A 20465-nucleotide genomic window follows, 5' to 3' on the forward strand; every position below is an offset into this window, starting at 1 on the left:
ACGGCCGAGCTCCAATCCCGCCCCCTACCCAACGCCACGAGCGACGAGCCCCACCCCAGCCCGGCCGCCCTCCCCAACGCATCCCCCACCCCCACCTCCCACTAGCCCACCAGCCGCCAAGCCAGCAGCGAAGCCCCCAGCACCCCGCCCCGATCTCCCAGCGCCGACAGCACCACCTCGGGCGGCGGCCGGAACGCCAGGCGGGCCGCGAGCCCGGCTCGCAGCGGCTCAAGGAGGGTGTCGCCGGTTTCGGCGAGGCCGCCGCCGATCACCACGAGGGAGGGGTCGAGCAGCATCGTGTGGGTCGCGAGGGCGTAGGACAGGGCGTCGATCGCCTCGCTCCACACCAGCCGGGCCAGCGGATCGCCCGTACCTGCTCGCCACACGACGGTCTCGGCCATGCTCTCGCCGCAGCGCCCGGCGATGGCCGAGGCCGAGGCGTACGCTGCCAGGCAGCCGAGCTGGCCGCACACGCACGGCAGCCCGTCGGGTACGACTGGGATGTGGCCGATCTGCCCGGCCCATCCGCGTGCGCCGCCGTACGGGGAGCCGCCCAGCACGAGCGCTCCGGCGATCCCGGTGCCGATGGCCAGGACCAGGGCCTCGCGTGTGCCCTGCGCCGCGCCGTACACGGCCTCCGCCTCCCCGGCGGCGCGCACGTCGTGGCCGAGTACGACCGGCACGCCGATGCTGGCGAACGCCGAGGCGGGCACGTCACGCCAGCCGAACGTGGCCGAGTACACCGCCGTGCCCTCGCTCACCAGACCGGGCACCACCACGCCGACCGCCTCGACCCGGCCCAGACCGGCGAGCGACAGCACGAACTCCCGCACCGCGCCGAGCACCCGGTCGGGCGACTCCTCACGAGGCGTGGGCCGCCGCTCGAAATGCCGTACCTCTCCCTGTCTCCCGACAACAGCACCCTTCATCGTCGTCCCGCCGACATCCACCGCGATCACCACACTCATCGGGCCATAGTCGCGCATATCCCCCCTTCCTCTCACCGCTTCCCCCGATACGGCAGGCCCTCCCACGCTCCCCCGTGAGCACATGGCCGGGCTCCCCCGCCCGACGCCCCTCAAGCCGACTTCGCCCACCCGCCGTCACGTCGCCCGTCCGGCTCTCTGCCAGGATGAAAGCATGGCTACGGTGATGACCCCACGACGCCTCGACACGGCCGATCTGCCCGCCTGCCTGACGCTCGCCCAGAGCCGGGGCTGGGCGGTCGAGGGCGACAAATGGCGCTTCCTGTTCGAGATCGGCGAGGCATACGGCATCGACGCACCCGACGGCGACGGCCTGGCCGCCACGGCGGTGCTCGTCCGCTACGGCAGCTCGGCCGCCGTCGTCAGCATGGTGCTCACCGCACCCAGGTACGGCAGGCAGGGCCTGGCCACCCGCGTGATGGAGCACGTCCTGCGACAGACGGGCGACGCCGTCGTCTCCCTGCACGCCACCGAGTACGGCAGGCCGGTCTACGAGCGGCTGGGCTTCGAGGTGGTCGGCAGGGTCGACTCCCACACGGGCCGCTTCACCGGCTCACCGTCGGGCCTGTCGCGCCCGGCCACGACCTCCGACCTCGCCGAGATCGTCAGGACCGATCCCGAGATCTTCGGCGCCGACCGGTCGAACATCCTGACCCGCATGCCGGACTTCCACGACCGCGTCCACGTGATCGACGGCGGCGGCTACGCGGGCGCGTGGCACAACGACGACACGCTGGTCGTCGGCCCGGTCGTGGCCAACGACGTCGAATCGGCCAAGGCACTCATCTCCGACCTGGCGGCGGGCCACCAGGGCGTCGTACGCCTCGACCTGGACGTCACCCTGGAGGACCTCGTCACCTGGGCCAAGGCCAACGGCATCACCGACAGCTTCGCCAACGCCGTCATGGTCCTCGGCGGCCCCCTCCCCGGCGACCGCACCCGCCTGTTCACCCCCACCATGCTGGCCCTGGGCTGACCCCCGTCCCTGCCGTTCTTGCGTCCACCTCACCTTGGTGCGCTTGGGAGGGGGAGATGGGCGCAAGGCTGGAGTAGAGCGCGGGGTTGGGCCTGAGGCTGGAATTCGGGGTGAGCGCAAGGCCGGGGTGAGCGCCAGAGAGTGAGCGCAACGCTGGGGTAGGGCCTGAGCCCAGGGTTGAGGTAGGGCCTGAGCCCAGGGTTGGGGTGGGGCTTGGGCCACTGGGGTGGGCCTTGGGACCTTGGAGTGGGGCTTGAGACGTCGGAGGTTAGAACTTGGGGGCTTGAGGCTTGGGCTTGGGTGTGGAGCTTCGGGCTAGGGCTTGGGCTTGGGGTTAGGGCTTCGGCTTGGGGTTGGGCTTGGGGCTTCGGCTTGGGGTTGGGGCTTCGGCTTGGGGCTTGTGGTTGGGGCTTGAGGCTTGAGGCTTGGGACTTGTGGTTGGGGTAGGGGCTGGGCTGACCGCCTGCCCCCTGGCCACGCCTGCGCGTGCGCCTGCGCCTGCGCCAGCGCCAGCCCACTGCGCCTCACCCCGGACACCCCCAGCGCGCCAACCTCACCCCACCGCACCTCCCCCGGACACTCCCGCGCAATACCCCGCAACCCCGCCCCACCGCAACCCCACCAGGCCCCACCCCGGCCCCGACACAGCCCCCACCCCCAAGACCGCTCTCACCCCGTTTGCCCGCCCACGGTGCCATATGTGACATTTGTAGACGAAGATCACCTCACCCCTCTACAATTGCGCGCAATTGCAACATGAGGAAGGCTCGGGGAAGGATCACCATGCGTATGCGTTTTCTCGGCTCCACTTCGGAGGCGGGGGCGTGTCCGACGCTCTACGAGACCGACCGGGGCACTATCGTCGTCCAGGGCATGCAGGTGACCGATCCGGAGGCGCTCGCGGATCTGCGCGACGTCCTCGAAGGGGAGGTCGCGGTCGAGGTTCCGCGCGAGTTGCTCACCGAGATAGCCAGACGCGTGCTCGCTTGATCACGATTGCGGCAGGGGCTCTGGCCTGATTCACGCGTGGGGGTCTAACCTCTAGCGCACTGGAGGTGGGGCCTTGAGCGGTTTTCAGCAGCAACGCATCGACCTCGGCCTGCACCTGCGCCAGTTGCGCGAAGCCGCGCATCTGTCGGGCAAGGAGCTCGCCGAGCGTCTGCGCTGGCAGCCGTCCAAGGTCTCCCGCCTGGAGAACGCCAGGCAGACGGCCACCGAGGACGACGTCGTCGTCTGGGGCCAGGCGGTCGCCGCACCGCCGGAGACCGTCGACCTGCTCATCGCCCAGGCCGTCGCCCTCCTCGAACGGCACGACGACTGGCGTCAGCGCCACCGCAGCGGCCTGGCCGCCATCCAGGAGGACATCCGCGACCTGGAGGCCAAGACCCGGGTGTTCAGGGTCTTCGAGCCGGGCCTGATCATCGGCCTGCTGCAGACGACCGAGTACGCCAGGCACGTCTTCCTCAAGGTCAAGCGCCTCTACAGCGCACCCGACGAGATCGACGCCGCCGTGCGCGTGCGGATGAAACGCCAGGACATCCTCTACGACCGGGGCCGCACGTTCCGCTTCGTCGTCCCGGAGGCGGCGCTGCGCACGCGGCTCGCCCCGCTGGACGTCATGCGCGGGCAGTTGGATCGCCTGCTGGCCGTCAGCACCCTGCCGAACGTGCAGTTCGGCGTGATCCCGTTCGAGGCGGAGCTGCCGTCGGCGCCGACCACCGGGTTCTGGATCTACAACGACGCCCTGGTCGGCGTGCCCACCCGGACGAAGGACCTGCTGCTGCGCGATCCGGACGACATCGCCTTCTACGTGCGGGCCTTCGAGGAGTACTGCGAGGTCGCAGAGTTCGACGAGTCGGGCAGAGCGGTCATCATCCGAGTTCTTGCCGAATATGCGAAACAATCCACACAATAAACCCCTGCAATTGCTTGCTTCGCCTCACAAGATCGTGCAATTCTGGCGCGATAGCGATGCGGAGGTGACGCACGATGCTGGACCCTACGTCCTGCCTTGAGCGATTCGCCTGGGCCGCCGGTCGGCATGCCGATCTGCTGGTCCAGAACCTCGCTCTGGCCAGCGAGCCGGTATACGTATCGGTGCGCAACAGATTCTCCCGTACTCTCGCCGAGACCGTCACCTGCAGCGAATCGGGGGCCTTCGTGACCTCCTGGGGATATCGGCTCGGCGACAACGACGACGTGGAAGGCGCGGCCGCCAGGCTCGCCTATCTCCTGGCCGCACTCCCCATCACCGACACCCGCCTCTAGGCCAGGCGCAACGCGTGGGCGACGCGGCCGTCCCTGCCCTGGGTGGTGCGGGCGGCCAGCAGGCCGTTGAGCACGGACTCCTCGACCACGTCCATCGCCGCGGTGAACAGCGGCCCGAGAGCGGCGTCGTCGAGCACCGCCGAGCCGCTCGTCGCCGTCGAGAAGGCCAGCGCGTAGTCGCCGCTGCCGTGCGAGTACGACGCCCCCACCCTGGCCAGGGCGAACACCGCACGCCGTGCGACACGCGTGAGCCGGCGGGCGTCCAGCGGCGCGTCGGTCGCGACCACGATCATGCAGGAGCCGTCGTCCGAGATCGGCGCACCGCCCTCGCCCGCCGCCGTGAACCCGGGGGGCAGCCGCAGCGTCCCGCCGAAGTTGGCCTGGACGAGCGCGCCCACCGTCACGGCGGAACCCGCGACGCTCACGACACGTGAGGCCGTGCCGATGCCCGCCTTGTACCCGAGTGCGGTCACGCCCGCTCCCGCGCCCACACAGCCTTCGGCGACCGGGCCGCCCGCCGCCGACTCCAGGGCGTCGAGCACGTGGCGTTCGGTGATCGGGCGCGACCTGATGTCCGACAGCAGGCCGTCGTTGCACTCGCCCACCACCGGGTTGACGCTCAGCAGGCCGGGGTCGCGCGCCATCGCCCAGCTGACGAGCGCGTCGGCCGCCCGGAACGCCGACAGCGTCGCGGTCAGCACGATCGGCGTCTCGATCAGCCCGAGCTCGGCCACCTGCGTCGCGCCGACCAGCTTGCCGTACCCGTTGCCCGCGAACAGCCCGGCGGGCACGGGCAGCGCGGCGGGGACGATCGCGGTGACGCCGGTGTGCAGGACGGGCGGCTCGCACACGGTCACCTGACCGACCCGCACGCCGGGCACGTCCGTGATCGCGTCGAGCGCGCCCGGTTCGTGCACCCCGACGAGCATGCCGAGATCGCGCGCCCGGGCGGCGGCGGACTCGCGCGTCATGCGCTCAGCGTCCTCGGATCCACGCCGACCTCGCGGGCCGCCGCCGTCCTGGCGTGCTCCAGCAGGCGCCCGCGCGAGAGCACCGTCGGATGAAGGGTGTAGCGGATGATGAGCCCGTCGAGCATCGCGTCGATGCGCTCGGCCGCACCCGGCGGGTCCTCACACGTGAACTCCCCGGACGCGACGCCCGCGGCGATCACCTGCTCCAGCGCGCCGATCCAGGTCGTCTCCAGCTCCAGCACGATCTCGCGTACGGCGGGCTCGCGCAGGGCGGTGTTCCACGCGTCGATCCACAGCAGCCAGCTCTGGTCGGAACGCGACTGCGGGATGTAGAAGCGCAGGACGCGGTCGAGGCGTTCGACCGCCGTGCCGGGTCCCACGCTGAGCTCGGCGAGCCTGTCACCCTCGGCCTGCAGGGTCGCGCGCAGCATGGCCGTGATCAGGTCGTCCTTGGTGGCGAAGTGGTAGTGGATGAGCCCGCCGCTGACATTGACCGCCTTGGCGATGTCGGCGACCCGGGTGCTGGCCAGGCCGCGCTCCAGCACCACGCGCCTGGCGGCGTCCATGATCTCGGCCCTGCGCTGGTCCGCCTGGTCGGCCCGGCTGCTCCGTGGCCCTTCCGCACTCTGCACCGGGCCAGCGTACTTGACCGCGCACACGGCCCTACCGGCCGCAGCTGTAGAGGCCGTCGTGGCCGCTCACGGCCGTGCACCGCGCCTCGACCCACGCGCTCACCTCGCTGTCGCCCCTGCCGGGACCGCCTCGGTCCTGACCTGTCATGACGAAGCGCAGCCTGCCGGACCCGACCAGCTCGCCCAGCCGTTCGACGGTCATCGCGCGATCGCCTCCCGTGAAGCCGCCCATCGCGATCACCGGCTCGCCGGTGGCCAGGATGATGCCCGACGCCTGCTGCGCGCTCGCCACCGCGACCAGCCACTCGGCCGCTCCCCTGTTCGCCTTCAGGTAGGCGATCAGCCCGTCGTCGGCCCGCCCGGCGCCCCTCCCAGGCGGCCCGCCGGGCATGCGTCCGAAGCCGCCGCCCATGCCCCTGCCCGTCGAGGGCCCGGCGGTCGGATTGGTCCCGTTGACCTGCGACCCCGCCGCCGACAGGGCGTACGCCGCAGGACCGGCCAGCCCGGCCACCACGGTCGCGGCCAGCGCCAGTACGGCCAGCCGCATCGCGACCGCCCGCCGTACCCTGGCCAGCGCCAGCCCGGCCACGGCCACCGCCCCGGCCACCGCGACCGCCCACGCCAGCCACGGCACGAACGAGGGAGTACGGCCGAGCACCGCGAACGACCACGCGGCGGTCAGCCCGACGGCCAGCGGCAGCACCCACGCCCACGCCCTGGAGCGCCGGTAGGCCCGCCACATGAGCACACCGCCCATCCCGGTCACGGCGGCCACGGCCGGAGCCATCGCGGTCGTGTAGTACGGATGGAAGGTGCCGCTGGAGAAGCTGAACACGGCATGGTGCACGACCAGCCAGCCGCCCCACACCAGCCACGCGGCCCCCGCCTCGCCCCGCCGCCCGCGCCACACGGCCGCGAACACCAGCGCGACCGCGCAGAACGGCAACAGCCACGAGATCTGCCCGGCCATCGTGTCGTTGAACAGCCGCCAGGCCCCCGAGGCCCCGCCGAACGACGCGCCACCACCGCCACCGCCGCCCTGGCCGAAGATCCGCCCGAGCCCGTTGTAGCCGATCACCAGGTCCCACACCGTGTTGTCGGCCGACCCGCCCACATAGGGCCGATCGGCGGCCGGCCACAGATCCACGACGACCATCCACCACGCGCTGGAGACGACCAGCACGACACCCGCGACCAGCAGCCGCGAGGCCCGCCTGAGCACGGGCCCGTGCGCGCACACCAGGTACGCCAGGGCGAAGGCGGGCAGGACCAGGTAGGCCTGGAGCATCTTGGTGTTGAAGGCCAGCCCGACCAGCAGTGCCGACAGGGCCAGCGTGCGTGTCCTGCCGTTCCGGATCGCCTCCAGGCAGCACCAGGCGGCGGCGGTGAGCAGGAACACGAGCACGGTGTCGGGGTTGTTGTCCCGGTTGATGGCCACCGTGATCGGCGTCAGCGCCATGACGACGGCCGCGACGAGCCCGGCCGCGTGCGCCGAGTGCCCGCTCAGGCTGCGCCGTACGGCGGAGAAGACGAGGGCGACGGAGGCCACGCCGGCCAGAGCCTGCGGCAGCAGCATGCTCCAGGTGGAGAAGCCGAACACGCGGGCCGAAAGGCCCATCACCCACAGCGCGAAGGGCGGTTTGTCCACTGTGATGAACGAGCCCGAGTCGAGCGCGCCGAAGAAGAACGCCTTCCAGCTGTGCGTGCCCGACAGGATCGCGGCCGAGTAGTACTCGTTGGCCATCCCGCTCAGTCCCCACGCGTACATCGCGAAGGCGGCGGCGAGCACGGCCAGCAGGGCGGGACGCGACCAGCGCGGGTCCTGCGGCGCGCCGAGGAGCAGACGACGGAGCCTCACCGGCCCACCCGCTTCGGGTGGAACACCCACACCCGCAGCAGCAGGAACCTGACCAGCGTCGCCGCGGCGTTGGCCGCGATCACAGCCGCCAGCTCCACGCCGTGCGAGACGCCCTGCGGCAGCAGCGCCAGCACGCCCGTGGTGAGCGTCAGCCCGACCAGGAAGGCGATGAGCCCCTCGACCTGCTGGCGCAGCGCGCCCGCCGGCCCGGTCAGCCCGAAGGTGAAACGCCGGTTGGCCGCGGTGTTGGCCACGGCGGTGACCAGCAGGGCCAGCGCGTTGGCCGCCAGCGGGGGCAGCGCGCCGCGCAGCAGCGAGTACAGCAGCAGGTAGGCGGCCGTGCTGACCACGCCGATCACCGCGAAGCGGGGCAGCTGCCTGGCCATGCCCTGGGGCAGCTCGGCCGCGCCGATCCTGGCGGGCACGGGGACGCGCGCCGCGCCCCACACCGTCTTACGGGCCACCCTCGCCATGCCGCGCAGGTCGTCGAGCGCGGTGCGCAGCACGTCGACGCGGCTGTCGGGGTCGTCGACCCAGTCGACGGGCACCTCGTGGATGCGCAGGCCGTGCCGCTCGGCCAGCAGCAGCAGTTCGGTGTCGAAGAACCACTCCTGGTCCTCGACGCCGGGCAGCAGCGCCTGCGCCACCTCGGTGCGGGCCGCCTTGAACCCGCACTGCGCGTCGGTGAAGCGCGCGCCCATGACCGAGCGCAGCAGCAGGTTGTAGGAGCGCGAGACGAACTCGCGCTTGGGCCCGCGCACCACACGCGAGGCCCTGGCCAGCCTGGTGCCGATGGCCAGATCGCTGTGCCCGGACAGCAGCGGCGCCACCAGCGGCAGGAACGCGTCCAGGTCGGTCGACAGGTCGACGTCCATGTAGCTGACGACGTCGGCGTCGCTGGCCGCCCACACCTGGCGCAGCGCCCTTCCCCTGCCCTTCTGCGGCAGGTGCACGACGCGCACGCCGTCGAGCTCGGCGGCCAGCTCCCCGGCCAGGCGCAGGGTGTCGTCGCCCGAGGCGTTGTCGGCGATCGTGATGCGGAAGCCGTAGGGGAAGTGCGCCGTCAGGTAGTCGTGCAGCCGCCTGATGCCGGCGGGCAGCGCCCGCTGTTCGTTGTGCACCGGCACCACCACCTCGACCAGGCGTGTCCGTGTCGCTGTCGTCATGTCCCAAAGATCGAGGTACGGACTTGGAAGCGGCTGAAGCCCTGATGAACGCCCGATGAGAATGACGTACGCCCTGCTCAGGACGCTGCCGGACCGCCCGGGATGACGACTCGGGCCACGACGCCGCCGCCCTTGGCGTTCTCCAGCGCGACCGTGCCGCCCGCCTCGCGCACGGCCTGGGCCACGATCGACAGGCCGAGCCCTGAGCCGGGCAGCGCGCGGGCCGACGGCGAGCGCCAGAACCGCTCGAAGACGTGCGGCAACTCCTCCTCGGGGATGCCCGGCCCGTGGTCGCGCACGCTGAGTTCGCCGTCGCGCAGCACCACCTCGATCGGCGCCTTGCTGAACTTGGCGGCATTGTCCATCAGGTTGAGCACCGCGCGTTCCAGGGAGGCGGGGCCGCCCTCGACGTACCAGGGCGACAGGGCGAGCGCGACCTCGGCGCCGCGCAGCCTGGCCCGTTCGGCCGCCGCCCTGACGACGTCGTGCAGGGCGACCTGCTCGCGCGGCTCCTGCTCGCCGTCGCCCCTGGCCAGTTGCAGCAGGTCGCCGACCAGTGTGGACAGCTCGGCGAACTGCGCCTTGAGGTTGACCAGCAGCCTGGCCTTGGCGTCGGGGTCGAGCGGGCGGCCCTGCTGCTCACTGCGCAGCAGCAGGTCGATGTTGGTCCGCAGCGTGGTCAGCGGGGTACGCAGTTCGTGGCCCGCGTCGGCGACGAGCTGGCGCTGACGGTCGCGCGATCCGGCCAGCGCCGAGGTCATCGCGTTGAACGACAGGCTGAGCCTGGCGATCTCGTCCTTGCCCTCGACCGGGATCGCGGTGTCGAGGTCCTCGGTCCTGGCGATGTGCTCGACCGCGCCGGTCAGCCGTTCGACCGGCCGCAGCGCCGAGCGCGAGATGAGCCGTCCGGCGTAGGCGGCGCCGAGCACGCCCAGCAGGCACACCGCGCCGAGCACCCAGGCCAGTCCCGCCAGGGTGGAGTCGATCTCGCCGAGCGGGCGCGACTCCATGAGCGCCACGCCGATCTTGATGTTGACGGTGTAGACGCGGACCTTGACGCCGTCCTTGGTGTAGCCGGTGCGGAAGTCCTCGCCGCCGCGCTCGACGATCCGCATGTCCTCGGGCGCGACCACGACGGCCGCGTGACCGGCGTAGCAGACCCGCTCGTCGGCGAAGACGACCTGGACGAGCGGGGTGTAGCGGTCGTCGTTCGGCTCGGGGCGGCAGTGGTCGATGGCGTACTTGAAGTCGTTGCCGCCCTGAAGGAACCGGTCGACGTCGTTGTAGAGCTGGTTGCGCATCACCACCCACGACACACCGGCGCAGATCGCGATGGCCAGCGCCACCGCGACGCTCACCAGCAGGGTGAGGCGCGAGCGCAGGCTGAGCTGCCTCATGGAGCCGCTCTGAGCACGTAGCCGACCCCGCGCACGGTGTGGATCAGCCTGGGCTCGCCCGCCGCCTCCAGCTTGCGGCGCAGGTACATGACGTAGACGTCGAGGGAGTTGGAGGTGGGCTCGAAGTCGAAGCCCCACACCTGGGCGAGGATCTGGTCGCGGGTGAGCACCTGGCGCGGGTGCGCGAGCAGCAGTTCGAGCAGGAGGTACTCGGTCCTGGTCAGCTCGACGGCGCGCCCCGCCCTGCTCACCTCGCGGGTGACGGTGTCCATGCGCAGGTCGCCGAAGGCCAGCGCGTCGCCGCCGGGCAGCGCGGCGGCCAGCGAGCTGCGCCGCAGCAGCGCCCGCACCCGGGCCAGCAGCTCGTCCAGCTCGAACGGCTTGGGCAGGTAGTCGTCGGCGCCCGCGTCGAGTCCCGAGACCCGGTCGCCGACGGCGTCGCGGGCGGTGAGCATGAGCACGGGCACGTGGTTGCCCGTCGCCCGCAGCCTGCGGCACGCGGTGAGGCCGTCGAGCCTGGGCATCATGACGTCGAGCAGCACCACGTCGTAGGACTCTCGGGCCAGCACGTCGATGGCCGCCTGCCCGTCGGAGGCGACGCCGACCCGGTAGCCCTCGAACTCCAGGCTGCTCTTCAACGCCTCACGCAACGCCGGTTCGTCGTCGACGACCAGCACCTTTGCCGCTTCCCCCTCGCTCACCCGGCCAACGCTAGCGCGCCTAGATGAGAGGACCCTGAACGCCGAGCACCTTCATCGCCGCGTTGTGTCCCGGGATGCCGCTGACCCCGCCTCCCCGTACGGCTCCGGCCCCGCACAGCAGGATGCGCTCGTGCTCGCTCTCCACGCCCCACGCGCCCTGCTCGCCGTAGGGCCAGCTCAGGTCGCGGTGGAAGATGTGGCCGCCGGGCAGGCCCGCCTCGCGTTCCAGGTCGAAGGGCGTCTTGGCCTCCAGGCACGGCCTGCCGTCCCGGTCGGTCAGCAGGCAGTCCCGCAAGGGTTCGGCCAGGACGGAGTCGATCGAGGCGAGCGTCGCGGCGACGGCGTCGGCCTTGCGCCTCGGGTCGGTGAACAGTCTGGCGGGCATGTGCAGGCCGAACAGCGTCATGGTGTGCGCGCCCGAGTCCCGCAGTTCGGGCCCGAGGATCGAGGGGTCGGTGAGCGAGTGGCAGTACACCTCGGCGGGCGGCACGTCGGGGATGCGGCCGGCCGAGGCCTGGCGGTGGGCCAGGGCGAGCTGGTCGCGGCCCTCGTTGACGTGGAAGGTGCCGCTGAAGGCCGCCGCGGGGTCGACGTGCGGGTCCTTGAGCCTCGGCAGCCTGCTCAGCACCATGTTGATCTTCAGTTGCGCGCCTTCGGGCGGCTCGACGCCGGTGCGGCCGAGCAGCCGGTCGAGCACGGCCGGTGGCAGGTTGACCAGGACGTGCCCGCCAGTGACCGTGTGCTCGCCGGAGGCGTCGCGGAAGCCGACCTCGCCGTTCGGGTCGACGGCGAAGACCTCGGCGCCGGTGCGGATCTCGGCCCCTGCCGCGCGCGCGGCGTCGGCGAGCGCGCCCGACACCGCGCCCATGCCGCCGACCGGGACGTTCCACTCGCCGGTGCCGTCGCCGATCACGTGGTAGAGGAAGCACCGGTTGGCCAGCAGATCGGCGTCCGGGTCGGCGAACGTGCCGATGAGCGCGTCGGTCAGCACGACCCCGCGTACGGTGTCGTCGCCGAACCACTCGGCCACCGTACGGCCGATCGGCCTGGTGAACAGCTCGCGCCAGGCCTGCTCGCCGACGAGGTCGCGGATCGCCGCCTCCGGGCGCAGCGGCTCCAGCAGCGTCGGGGCCAGGCGGCGGGCCACGTGTGCGGTCAGGTCGTAGAAGCGCCGCCAGGCGTCGTGGTCGGCGTCGCCGCCGGTGACGTCGCGGAAGGAGGCCCGGGTGCGTTCCTCGTCGCCGTTGTCGACCAGCAGGCCGCGTGTGGTGCCCGCGAGCGGCGTGTAGGAGGCGTAGCGGCGTCTGCGCAGCTCCAGGCGGAGGCCGAGATCCTTGACGACCTTGGTGGGCAGCAGGCTGACCAGGTAGGAGTAGCGCGAGAGCCTGGCCTCGACGCCGGGGAAGGCCTGGGCGGACACGGCCAGGCCGCCGACGTGGTCCTGGCGTTCGAGCACGAGCACACTGCGCCCTGCTCGGGCGAGGTAGGCGGCGGCGACGAGGGCGTTGTGCCCTCCGCCCGCGATGACGGCGTCGTAGCGCATTCGGGGTCCTTGGTGTCGTAGGGCGCGGGGCAGGGTTCGTCGGCCGCGCTACAGGCCGGTCTGCCAGTGCGGTTCGGGGCGCAACACACCCTTTGACACCATGTGGGGGACCTTACCCGGCCGCACCGGGCTTTGGAAGGCGGCCTTCGGCGATGCCCAGCAAGGTCGCGGCGGGACCGGTCAGCGCCCGGCCCTTGCGCCACACCGCCCGCAGCCTGCGCGCCAGGTCGAGCCCGGCCAGCGGCACCTCCACCAGCCGCCCGGTCGCCAGCTCGCTCTCCACCGCGTAGCCGCTCAGCACGGCGGGCGCGGCCCCCGCCTGCGCCGCGCCCTTGACGGCCGAGTTCGACCCGAGCTCCAGCCTCGGCGAGGCCTGGTGCAGCCCCCTGAACACCCGCTCGAGCGTCTCGCGCGTGCCCGACCCCCGCTCGCGCACCACCAGCGCCGTCGCCGCGAGCTCGGCCGCGCGCAACGGGGTACGGCGCCGCGCCCACGCGTGCGCCGGGGCCACCACGACGACCAGCCGATCGGTGCCCACCACCCGGCTGGCCAGCCCGGCGGGCACCTCGGGCCCTTCGACGAAGCCGAGTTCGACGCCGTTGACGCCTTCGGCCGAGCCGATCACCAGCCGGGCGACGTCGGTGGAGTTCACCACGTCGAGGCCGACCTGGATCTCGGGCAGCCTGCTCTGCAGCTCACCCAGCCACCGGGGCAGCAGGTACTCCGCCACCGTCATACTCGCCGCCACCCGTAGATGGGCCGCCTCGCCGTGCCGTACCGCCTCGGCCCCGCGCATCAGCTCCTCGGCCGCGGCCAGCACGTGCGCGGCCCAGCCCGCGACCATGCGGCCTTCGGGGGTCAGGACCGAGCCGCGCGGGGTGCGTTCGAGCAGGGGCAGGCCGAGCCTGCGCTCCAGCAGGGCGATCCGCTTGCTGGCCGACGGCTGGGCGATCCCGGCCGCCCTGGCCGCCTGGCCGAGGCTGCCGAGCTCGCCCACGTCGACGAGGAGCTTGAGCGAGTCGAGGTCAGGCAGGGCACTCATAGCTCCAGGCTATGACCTGCAAGCGAACTTCGTTCTACTGACGCCCCCGAGCAGGGCGAACACTGGAAGCATGGTCCAGACGCCCTTCCGTCGCCCGCAGCCGGCCGCCTCCTCCCCCGCCTACGTCACCTGGACCGCCTCGCACGCGCCCGGCGTCGTCCTGTCCGCCGCGGCCGTACTGGTGGCGATGCTCGTCAACCTCGCCGTGCCCGCCGTCAGCCCCGCCGTCGTCGCGGTGGCGCTGGGCGCGGTGCTGGCCAACACCACGGGGCTGGCCGAGCGGTACCGGCCGGGGCTGCGCTTCGTCTCGCGGCGGGTGCTGCGGGTCGCGATCGTGCTGCTCGGGCTGCAGATCGCACTGCCCGACGTGCTACGGCTCGGCTGGCCGACACTGGCCGTCGTCGCCATCGCCACCGGGCTCACGTTCGCCGTCACACCGCTGATCGGCCGCAGGCTCGGTGTACGGCCCGGCGCCTCGCTGCTGATCGCGACCGGCGTCTCGATCTGCGGCGCCGCCGCCATCGCGGCCATGCACGAGAGCGGCGAGAGCGACGACGACGACGTGGCCTCGGCGGTGAGCGTCGTGGTCCTGTACGGCAGCGCGGCCATCGTGGTGGTTCCGCTGCTGGCCGGGTGGCTCGGCCTGACCGCCCAGCAGTTCGGCGTGTGGGCGGGCGCGTCGGTGCACGAGGTGGCGCAGGTGGCGGCGATCGGCGCGGCGGCGGGCACGGCGGTGCTGGCGGTGGCGGTGACCGCCAAGCTGGCCAGGGTGGTGCTGCTGGCCCCGCTGGTCGCCCTCACCTCGCTGCGGCTGCGTCGCCGCAGGCCGGAACGTTCCACCGGGCAGGGGCACCGGCCGCCGCTGCTGCCGCTGTTCGTGGCCGGGTTCCTGGCGATGGTCGGGGTGCGCAGCCTCGGGCTGGTGCCCGACGCCCTGGCCTCGGTGCTGCCGCAGGGCACGTCGCTGCTGCTGGCCGCCGCGCTGTTCGGTCTCGGGACCGGCATCGACGTCAAGGCGCTCGCGCGGGGCGGCAGGTCGATGCTGCTCGGTGCCATCGCGACGGTCCTGATCGGCGTCATATCTCTGACGGGTGTCCTGCTTCTCGTCTGACCGCCGGTCGGCGGCATGCCGAGTGGACGCCATCGCATTCCACCCGTAACGTGCATATTTTGGAACAAAGCGCATCCATCGCATCGTTCCAAAAGCAGCACACGGAACCGCACAGGGAGCGCGAACCACCTCATGCCGATCAGCGCCGACACCGTCCTTCGCCCTTCGACCGAGGTAGCCGAGGCACTCGCCTCAGGCGCCCCGGTGGTGGCGCTGGAATCCACGATCATCTCTCACGGCCTCCCCCAGCCCCGCAATCTGGACGTGGCCCGCGAACTCGAGGAGATCGTCCGCGAGGCGGGCGCCGTACCCGCCACGATCGCGGTCCTGGACGGCGTCGCGCGCATCGGGCTCGACGAGGGCGACCTCAAGCGCATCGCGACCGAGTCGGGCCTGCGCAAGCTCGGTCAGCGCGACCTGCCCGCCGCCGCGGCACTGAAGGCCAGCGGCGCCACCACCGTCTCGGCGACCGCGTTCCTGGCCGCCAGGGCCGGTATCCGCGTGTTCGCCACCGGCGGGCTCGGCGGCGTGCACAGGGGCTGGACCGACGACCAGGACGAGTCGGCCGACCTCGGCACGCTGGCCTCGACCCGGATCACGATCGTGTGCGCCGGTGTGAAGTCCATCCTCGACGTCCCCGCGACGCTGCAGCGCCTGGAGACGCGGGCGGTGAGCGTCGTGGGCTACCGCACCGACACCTTCCCCGGCTTCTACCTCAACTCCTCCGGCCTGCCGATCGAATGGCGCATCGACGAGGCCGCCCAGGCCGCCGACATCATGCGCGCCCAGGACGCGCTCGGCGGCGACCGCACCGCGCTCGTCGTCGCCAACCCGGTGCCCGTCGAACTGCAGCTCGACCCGGCCCTGCACGACCGCGTGCTGGCCGGGGCGCTGGCCGAGGCCGAGCGTCAGGGCGTGAAGGGACAGGCCATCACGCCGTTCCTGCTCGGGTACCTGGTCGAGGGCACCGAAGGCGCCTCCCTTGAGGCGAACCTGGCCGCGGTCAAGGGCAACACCCGGCTGGCGGGGGCCATCGCCGCCGCCTGGTCGCGGACGGCCTGAGCCATGGGCGGCGGCAACGGCCTGCTCGTCATCGGCGACGTGGTCACCGACGTGGTCGCACTGGACGGCGGCGCGGTCGGCAGAGGCCTGGCGACGGGCACCGACACCGCCGCCGACATCGCACTGCGTCCGGGCGGCTCCGGGGCGAACACCGCCGCCTGGGCCGCCCACCTGGGCGCCGACACCCGGCTGCTGGCCAGGGTCGGCTACGACACCGGCGAATGGCACCGCTCGGAGCTGACCGCGACCGGCGTCAAGCCGTACCTGCGGATGGACCCCGACCACGCCACCGCCGTGATCATCGCCATGGTCGACCACACGGGCGAGCGCTCCTTCCTCACCAACAGGGGCGCGGGCGCGCACATCGGCCCGACCGACTGGTCGCCCGACCTGCTCGACGGGGTGCGCCTGCTGCACATCTCGGGCTACACGCTGTTCACCGAACCCGGCCTGCGGCTGGCCAGGCTGGCCATGGCCGAGGCGACCGCACGCGGCCTGACGATCAGCGTCGACCCCGCCTCGACCGGGCCGCTGGCCGAGTTCGGCGTCGAGCGCTTCCTCGCCGAGACCGCGCCCGCCGATCTCGTCATCCCGAACACCGACGAGGCCGTCCTGCTCACCGGCGCCCCCGACGCCGAGAGCGCGGCCCTGATCCTGAGCCGCAGGTACGGCCGTGCGGCGGTCAAGCTCGGGGCGCTCGGCGGACTGGTGGCACGCGACGGCCGGATCACGGCCAGGGCGAGTGCGGTCGAGACGACCGTCGTGGATTCGACCGGCGCGGGCGACGCCTTCGCCGCCGGACTGCTGTCCGCACTGCTCAGCGGGGCCGGCGACGCCGAGGCGCTGGCCGCCGGATGCCGTTCGGGAGCCGAGGCCGTGGCACTGGTGGGCGGCCGGCCACGGTACGGTTTGGGCTCCAACCGTCTTTACCCTATTCACACTGATTGATAGCTTGCGGCGTAGGCTGCACCATTAGCCACAAGCGTCACTTTGGGGAGGTAGCGGTCCGCCGATGGATGCCGAGTCATCGATCTGCCTGAGCGACCTGGTTCCTGCGCTGCGCTGGAGCCGCCCCCAGCAGATCGCCGAGGCCTTGGCCGACCCCCGCCTGCCCGCCGGTTGGTGGGGTTCGCTCGCCCTTCCGCGCGCACTCGGCGCGCTCGGCGTCGAATGGATCTGCGAGCGGCTGGCCCTGCTGGCCGCCTCCCGCTGGGACCACCTTCCGCTGGCCGAGGTCCTGCCCGCCCTGCACGTCCACCGCATCGACCCCGGGCTGCCCGGCTGGCCCGAACCGGCCAAGGCGGCCATCGCCGGGCTCGGCGGCTGGGCCCGCCTGCGCCGCCTGACCGCCGGGGACCTGGCCTCACCCGCCGGGGCCGACGTGCTGGTCGTCTCGGTGTTCCGCGAGATCCTCAGCCGGATTCCGGCCAGGCAGGGCGACGGGCAGGGTGCGATGGCGTTCCAGGGGCAGCCTGGGGGCACCGCTGGCGTGCCCGCGCCTTCGCCGTCCCAGGGCCTTCCTGCTGGGCAGGGTGTGCAGACGGGACAAGGTGGACAGGGCGGCGCTCAAGGCGGTCGGCCCGGCGTCCCTCAGGCCCCGGAGGCATCCGCCCAGCCCGGCCACCCCGCGCCTTCGGGCCCCCCGGCCGCTCCCGGCCAGCCCGGCACCTCCGTCGCCCCCGGCCAGCCCGGCTCCGCCGACGCCCAGCCGTCGGCCGCGCAGCCGCCCGCCGCCCCGGCCGCTCCCGCCCTCCCCACGCGCAAGCCCGCGGCCCCCGCCGTCCCCGCCGACCCGAACTCGCCCGACCACATCATGGCCGGTGTCGTCGACGGCATGTTCAGGAACTTCGAGCCGCTGGAGAAGGCCGTCGCCGTCGAGCGGCTGTTCGCCGCTGACCCGATCAGCCTGCGGGCCCTCGCGCATCGGCTCAACGTCGACCGTGAGGTGCTCTCGCAGGCCCAGCGCCAGGCCGAGGAGCGGGTGCTGCACTGGCTGCGCTCGTCGGAGTCTGCGCCGGTCACGGGGCACATGTTCAGGCTCACCGAGTGGCTCGGCGCCGCCGCCACCGAGGAGCAGCTGATCGGCGCCGACCCGGCCCACCCGATCGAGGTGCCCACCCTGCGCACACCGCTGTGGCGCGTGCTCGTCACGCTGATGCCCGACCGGCGGCTGCAGGGCGGCTGGCTGGTCGTGGGCGACCTGCAAGGCCTGCAGCGCCGTACCAGGCAGCTGCTCGCCGGCCGGGTGCCCGCCGACGCCGACGACGTGGCCGAATGGCTGGGAGAGCTCGGCATCAGGCGGCACTCCGCCATGGCCTGGCTGGACGCGCTCCCGGCCGACGACCACCGCCAGGCCGAGCCCCAGCCCGCCGTGCAGCAGCCGCTGCCCCGCCGTACCCCTGGAGCCAACGGCCACCACCACCGAGGCGGCGCGCCGATCCCCACGGTCACCGGCTCGATCGACCCCACCGCCGCACTGGCCACACTGTCGGCCCTGTCCGGAGGCCGCTCACCGTTCGCCGGAGCCGGAGCCGGCCCCGGTGCGGGCCCGAGGCAGAGCCCGCCGCCCCCACCGCCGCCGAGCCCCACGGCCGACCCGCGCCGCTGGCAGCGCATCGACGTCACGCCCGAGCATCTGCGCGGCGAGCCCGTGCCCGTGCCCGAGGGGTACGCGGCGCAGCTGGGCATGCGGCCTGGCACCCTGCTATCGGTCACGGGACCCGGCGACAACGCGGTCGTCCTGGTCTGGCGCGACCACCAGCCGGTCTTCGACTCGCTGCAGCCCGTCCTGATGCGCCTCAACGCCCGTCCGGGCGACCAGGTCTACGTGACCGTCGACGGCTACCGCCTGGACGCCCAGCTCACCAGCGCCTGACAAGTACGGCTAACGCAGCACCTTGCGGTAGAAGTCGGCCGACTGCTCGTAGCCGAGCGCGTGGTAGAACTCGGGCGCCCGGCGCGTGGCGAGCGCGACGTACCGGGCCTCGCGCGAGCGCGCCCAGGTCTCGAACTCCTCCAGCAGGGCCCGGCCGATCCCCTGCCGCCGATACCCCGACTGCACGATCGCCTCCTCCACCCAGGCGACATGCCCGTTGGCGAACAGCGTCAGATGCACATACCCCAGCAGATACCCGTGCACCCTGCCCTCGGCCACCGCCGTCAGCAACAACGCGTCCCCGTCGCCGAGCAGTACCGGCAACGCCCGGTCGAACGCCGCACGCTCCGGCCTGAACGTCACCCCGAACTCCCGCGCCAACGCGAAGATCTCGTCCGCGTCCGCCCTGCCCGCCCGTCGAATCACGAGATCGTCAGCCGTCATGCCGGTGACCTTAGAACCTCCACCCTGGACACGTCCAACAGGCGGCGGACTCTCGGCCTCCCTGACCGTCCGGCGTTCGACCGCACTGTGCCGCTCTACGGAGTGCGACCTATCGGTTGAGAGCGGACGCGGCGAGCTCACTGATCGTCTTGAAGTAGCGGGCGTGGGTACGGATCAGATCGGCATGCGAGCGTGCGCCGAGTACGACGACCTCGATGTTCGGCTCGCCACGGTGCGCACGCTCCGCGGCGAAACGGCCCTTCAGAGCAAGACTGCGATCATGGTGTTCCTCGTCACGCAGGAGCTTGCCACTCTGACGGTCGTAGACCAGCAGGAAGTGTCTCACTGGTGCTCCTCGGGCGAAGGCGCTGATGCTATCTCCTGCAATCTACCTCGGAAGAAAGTCTCCAGCTCCTCGTATCTGGGCTGGAGGTCGTCGAGGACTACGTCGGTACTCGCACAGAAAGCGATCAGTGAGTCCAGGACCGACCCGACTGTGCCCGGCGCTTGGACCGGTCGGCCGTCTTCGATGTACGTCGACTGCCCGATCCTGAGCGTGAACCCGCTGAGTTCTTCCGGGGTCGGGAATGCTTCCGCGATGAGTGCGGGCCATGGCGTGGCGCGGTCGAAGCGATCATCGAGGATGGCCGTCAGGCCCATGTAAGCACGCATGCGCCCCTCCATCCTCTCAATGAGGTCGCGCTGCGTCTCCAGCATTTCGATCGAGTCGCTCAGGGAGAGCAGGTCTTCCATGACCGAAGCGCGTGAGACGATCTCGCCGTCGATCTCGACCTCACCTTCCGGGACGTCTCCGTAGCGGATACCCCGCCCCCAGGTGTCGCCAAGCCTCTCCACCGTTTGCGCCCACCAGTCCTGAAGGTCGGTGCGCACCTGGATCTCCACAGGGACTCCATGCGGAAACACGATGATGTGGACCGCCCGATAGCCTCGCGAAGGTGTCTCCCGACGGTCGACGGTCCTGCAGTCCTTCTTGGCCCACCCGTTGAAGTGCGCCACGATGCGGGAGACGGCCTCGTCCTGTTTCACACGCCTCTTGACGACGATACGAGCTCCGGCGAAGTCCTGAACCTGGCCGAGGCGGCACTTCTCCCGTTGAAGCTTCTCGATCAGGACCTGGGTGGTTTTCACTCGGACGACGGCTTGGAAGCCCAGGCCGGACAGTTCCTGCTCGACAGCGTCAAGGACCTCTTGGTACGCGTCGGCAACGGCGGCGAACGTATCCTCGTCCTCGTCCGAGACATTTCCGTGAGCAGTGAGCCGTTCGCCCAGCTTGTCCAATGCTGATCTCGATATCGGCAGTCCAGGCATGGTTGAACGGTAGCGGAGAGTGTCCGGCAACCGCCCTGTGGTTGCCAACGCCGGTTCGCCTCCACTGCCTGATGGCATGACAGGAAGCCCCGCCCAAGCGTCCG

General features: G+C 71.9%; 20 protein-coding genes. 8 read left to right on the forward strand and 12 right to left on the reverse strand.

Going from position 1 to position 20465, the window contains the following annotated elements:
- Positions 1–101 precede the first annotated feature (101 nt).
- The gene (locus ACTWNK_RS30045; protein ID WP_474307959.1) at positions 102–986 is read right to left on the reverse strand and encodes an ROK family protein; all 885 of its coding nucleotides are present in this window, start codon (positions 984–986) and stop codon (positions 102–104) included.
- 154 nt (positions 987–1140) lie between these two features.
- On the opposite strand from ACTWNK_RS30045, the gene ACTWNK_RS30050 reads away from it, so the two are divergent.
- The 4 genes from ACTWNK_RS30050 to ACTWNK_RS30065 all read left to right on the forward strand — a co-directional run bounded on the left by ACTWNK_RS30050 (position 1141) and on the right by ACTWNK_RS30065 (position 4230).
- The gene (locus ACTWNK_RS30050) at positions 1141–1962 is read left to right on the forward strand and encodes a GNAT family N-acetyltransferase (RefSeq protein WP_474307961.1); all 822 of its coding nucleotides are present in this window, start codon (positions 1141–1143) and stop codon (positions 1960–1962) included.
- Positions 1963–2745: 783 nt separating this feature from the next.
- Positions 2746–2952, forward strand: a complete 207-nt coding sequence (locus ACTWNK_RS30055) for a hypothetical protein (RefSeq protein ID WP_474307963.1) — start codon at positions 2746–2748, stop codon at positions 2950–2952.
- Between the two features lie 73 nt (positions 2953–3025).
- The gene (locus tag ACTWNK_RS30060) at positions 3026–3877 is read left to right on the forward strand and encodes a helix-turn-helix domain-containing protein (RefSeq protein ID WP_474307967.1); all 852 of its coding nucleotides are present in this window, start codon (positions 3026–3028) and stop codon (positions 3875–3877) included.
- 74 nt (positions 3878–3951) lie between these two features.
- On the forward strand, positions 3952–4230 hold the full coding sequence (locus tag ACTWNK_RS30065; RefSeq protein ID WP_474307969.1) for a hypothetical protein: 279 nt from the start codon (positions 3952–3954) through the stop codon (positions 4228–4230).
- Here the strand turns inward: ACTWNK_RS30065 and ACTWNK_RS30070 are convergent.
- The 8 genes from ACTWNK_RS30070 to ACTWNK_RS30105 all read right to left on the reverse strand — a co-directional run bounded on the left by ACTWNK_RS30070 (position 4227) and on the right by ACTWNK_RS30105 (position 13540).
- Positions 4227–5201, reverse strand: a complete 975-nt coding sequence (locus tag ACTWNK_RS30070; protein ID WP_474307971.1) for a P1 family peptidase — start codon at positions 5199–5201, stop codon at positions 4227–4229. The genes ACTWNK_RS30065 and ACTWNK_RS30070 overlap by 4 nt on opposite strands.
- Positions 5198–5833 carry a TetR/AcrR family transcriptional regulator gene (locus tag ACTWNK_RS30075; protein WP_474307973.1) on the reverse strand — a complete coding sequence of 212 codons (636 nt, stop codon included), beginning with the start codon at positions 5831–5833 and terminating at the stop codon, positions 5198–5200. The genes ACTWNK_RS30070 and ACTWNK_RS30075 overlap by 4 nt, the downstream gene beginning before the upstream one ends.
- 31 nt (positions 5834–5864) lie before the next feature.
- Positions 5865–7691 carry a glycosyltransferase family 39 protein gene (locus tag ACTWNK_RS30080; protein ID WP_474307975.1) on the reverse strand — a complete coding sequence of 609 codons (1827 nt, stop codon included), beginning with the start codon at positions 7689–7691 and terminating at the stop codon, positions 5865–5867.
- The gene (locus tag ACTWNK_RS30085; protein WP_474307977.1) at positions 7688–8857 is read right to left on the reverse strand and encodes a bifunctional glycosyltransferase family 2/GtrA family protein; all 1170 of its coding nucleotides are present in this window, start codon (positions 8855–8857) and stop codon (positions 7688–7690) included. The genes ACTWNK_RS30080 and ACTWNK_RS30085 overlap by 4 nt, the downstream gene beginning before the upstream one ends.
- A gap of 77 nt (positions 8858–8934) precedes the next feature.
- Complete coding sequence (locus tag ACTWNK_RS30090) at positions 8935–10254, reverse strand: HAMP domain-containing sensor histidine kinase (protein ID WP_474307979.1); 1320 nt, start codon at positions 10252–10254, stop codon at positions 8935–8937.
- Complete coding sequence (locus tag ACTWNK_RS30095; protein ID WP_474307981.1) at positions 10251–10955, reverse strand: response regulator transcription factor; 705 nt, start codon at positions 10953–10955, stop codon at positions 10251–10253. The genes ACTWNK_RS30090 and ACTWNK_RS30095 overlap by 4 nt, the downstream gene beginning before the upstream one ends.
- A gap of 19 nt (positions 10956–10974) precedes the next feature.
- Complete coding sequence (locus ACTWNK_RS30100; RefSeq protein WP_474307983.1) at positions 10975–12498, reverse strand: phytoene desaturase family protein; 1524 nt, start codon at positions 12496–12498, stop codon at positions 10975–10977.
- A 112-nt stretch (positions 12499–12610) separates the two neighbouring features.
- Complete coding sequence (locus ACTWNK_RS30105) at positions 12611–13540, reverse strand: LysR family transcriptional regulator (RefSeq protein ID WP_474307985.1); 930 nt, start codon at positions 13538–13540, stop codon at positions 12611–12613.
- A gap of 70 nt (positions 13541–13610) precedes the next feature.
- Between ACTWNK_RS30105 and ACTWNK_RS30110 the strand changes: the two genes are divergently transcribed.
- From ACTWNK_RS30110 to ACTWNK_RS30125, 4 genes are all read left to right on the forward strand, one after another.
- Positions 13611–14651, forward strand: a complete 1041-nt coding sequence (locus tag ACTWNK_RS30110; protein WP_474307988.1) for a YeiH family protein — start codon at positions 13611–13613, stop codon at positions 14649–14651.
- A gap of 132 nt (positions 14652–14783) precedes the next feature.
- Positions 14784–15713 carry a pseudouridine-5'-phosphate glycosidase gene (locus ACTWNK_RS30115; RefSeq protein ID WP_474307990.1) on the forward strand — a complete coding sequence of 310 codons (930 nt, stop codon included), beginning with the start codon at positions 14784–14786 and terminating at the stop codon, positions 15711–15713.
- A 3-nt stretch (positions 15714–15716) separates the two neighbouring features.
- Positions 15717–16661 carry a carbohydrate kinase family protein gene (locus tag ACTWNK_RS30120; protein WP_474307992.1) on the forward strand — a complete coding sequence of 315 codons (945 nt, stop codon included), beginning with the start codon at positions 15717–15719 and terminating at the stop codon, positions 16659–16661.
- A 64-nt stretch (positions 16662–16725) separates the two neighbouring features.
- Positions 16726–18588 (forward strand): hypothetical protein, encoded by a 1863-nt coding sequence (locus ACTWNK_RS30125; protein WP_474307994.1) that lies wholly within the window; start codon positions 16726–16728, stop codon positions 18586–18588.
- A 9-nt stretch (positions 18589–18597) separates the two neighbouring features.
- Here ACTWNK_RS30125 and ACTWNK_RS30130 read toward each other — a convergent pair whose 3' ends face one another.
- The 3 genes from ACTWNK_RS30130 to ACTWNK_RS30140 form a co-directional block, all read right to left on the reverse strand.
- A complete protein-coding gene (locus ACTWNK_RS30130; RefSeq protein WP_474307996.1) occupies positions 18598–19032 on the reverse strand; it encodes a GNAT family N-acetyltransferase in 435 nt (144 codons plus the stop codon).
- A gap of 109 nt (positions 19033–19141) precedes the next feature.
- Positions 19142–19378, reverse strand: a complete 237-nt coding sequence (locus ACTWNK_RS30135; protein WP_474307998.1) for a hypothetical protein — start codon at positions 19376–19378, stop codon at positions 19142–19144.
- On the reverse strand, positions 19375–20361 hold the full coding sequence (locus ACTWNK_RS30140) for a RelA/SpoT domain-containing protein (RefSeq protein ID WP_474308000.1): 987 nt from the start codon (positions 20359–20361) through the stop codon (positions 19375–19377). The genes ACTWNK_RS30135 and ACTWNK_RS30140 overlap by 4 nt, the downstream gene beginning before the upstream one ends.
- Between the last annotated feature and the right edge of the window lie 104 nt (positions 20362–20465).

Source organism: Nonomuraea sp. IBHARD001 (genome assembly GCF_056106265.1).

What these genes read in the sequence shown, in the direction of transcription:
- ACTWNK_RS30120 (WP_474307992.1), top strand. Translation starts at nt 15,717, where the DNA reads ATGGGCGGCGGCAACGGCCTGCTCGTCATCGGCGACGTGGTCACCGAC.
- ACTWNK_RS30050 (WP_474307961.1), top strand. Translation starts at nt 1,141, where the DNA reads ATGGCTACGGTGATGACCCCACGACGCCTCGACACGGCCGATCTGCCC.
- ACTWNK_RS30105 (WP_474307985.1), bottom strand. Translation starts at nt 13,540, where the DNA reads ATGAGTGCCCTGCCTGACCTCGACTCGCTCAAGCTCCTCGTCGACGTG.
- ACTWNK_RS30055 (WP_474307963.1), top strand. Translation starts at nt 2,746, where the DNA reads ATGCGTATGCGTTTTCTCGGCTCCACTTCGGAGGCGGGGGCGTGTCCG.
- ACTWNK_RS30125 (WP_474307994.1), top strand. Translation starts at nt 16,726, where the DNA reads ATGGATGCCGAGTCATCGATCTGCCTGAGCGACCTGGTTCCTGCGCTG.
- ACTWNK_RS30070 (WP_474307971.1), bottom strand. Translation starts at nt 5,201, where the DNA reads ATGACGCGCGAGTCCGCCGCCGCCCGGGCGCGCGATCTCGGCATGCTC.
- ACTWNK_RS30140 (WP_474308000.1), bottom strand. Translation starts at nt 20,361, where the DNA reads ATGCCTGGACTGCCGATATCGAGATCAGCATTGGACAAGCTGGGCGAA.
- ACTWNK_RS30100 (WP_474307983.1), bottom strand. Translation starts at nt 12,498, where the DNA reads ATGCGCTACGACGCCGTCATCGCGGGCGGAGGGCACAACGCCCTCGTC.
- ACTWNK_RS30130 (WP_474307996.1), bottom strand. Translation starts at nt 19,032, where the DNA reads ATGACGGCTGACGATCTCGTGATTCGACGGGCGGGCAGGGCGGACGCG.
- ACTWNK_RS30065 (WP_474307969.1), top strand. Translation starts at nt 3,952, where the DNA reads ATGCTGGACCCTACGTCCTGCCTTGAGCGATTCGCCTGGGCCGCCGGT.
- ACTWNK_RS30045 (WP_474307959.1), bottom strand. Translation starts at nt 986, where the DNA reads ATGCGCGACTATGGCCCGATGAGTGTGGTGATCGCGGTGGATGTCGGC.
- ACTWNK_RS30090 (WP_474307979.1), bottom strand. Translation starts at nt 10,254, where the DNA reads ATGAGGCAGCTCAGCCTGCGCTCGCGCCTCACCCTGCTGGTGAGCGTC.
- ACTWNK_RS30085 (WP_474307977.1), bottom strand. Translation starts at nt 8,857, where the DNA reads ATGACGACAGCGACACGGACACGCCTGGTCGAGGTGGTGGTGCCGGTG.
- ACTWNK_RS30115 (WP_474307990.1), top strand. Translation starts at nt 14,784, where the DNA reads ATGCCGATCAGCGCCGACACCGTCCTTCGCCCTTCGACCGAGGTAGCC.
- ACTWNK_RS30110 (WP_474307988.1), top strand. Translation starts at nt 13,611, where the DNA reads ATGGTCCAGACGCCCTTCCGTCGCCCGCAGCCGGCCGCCTCCTCCCCC.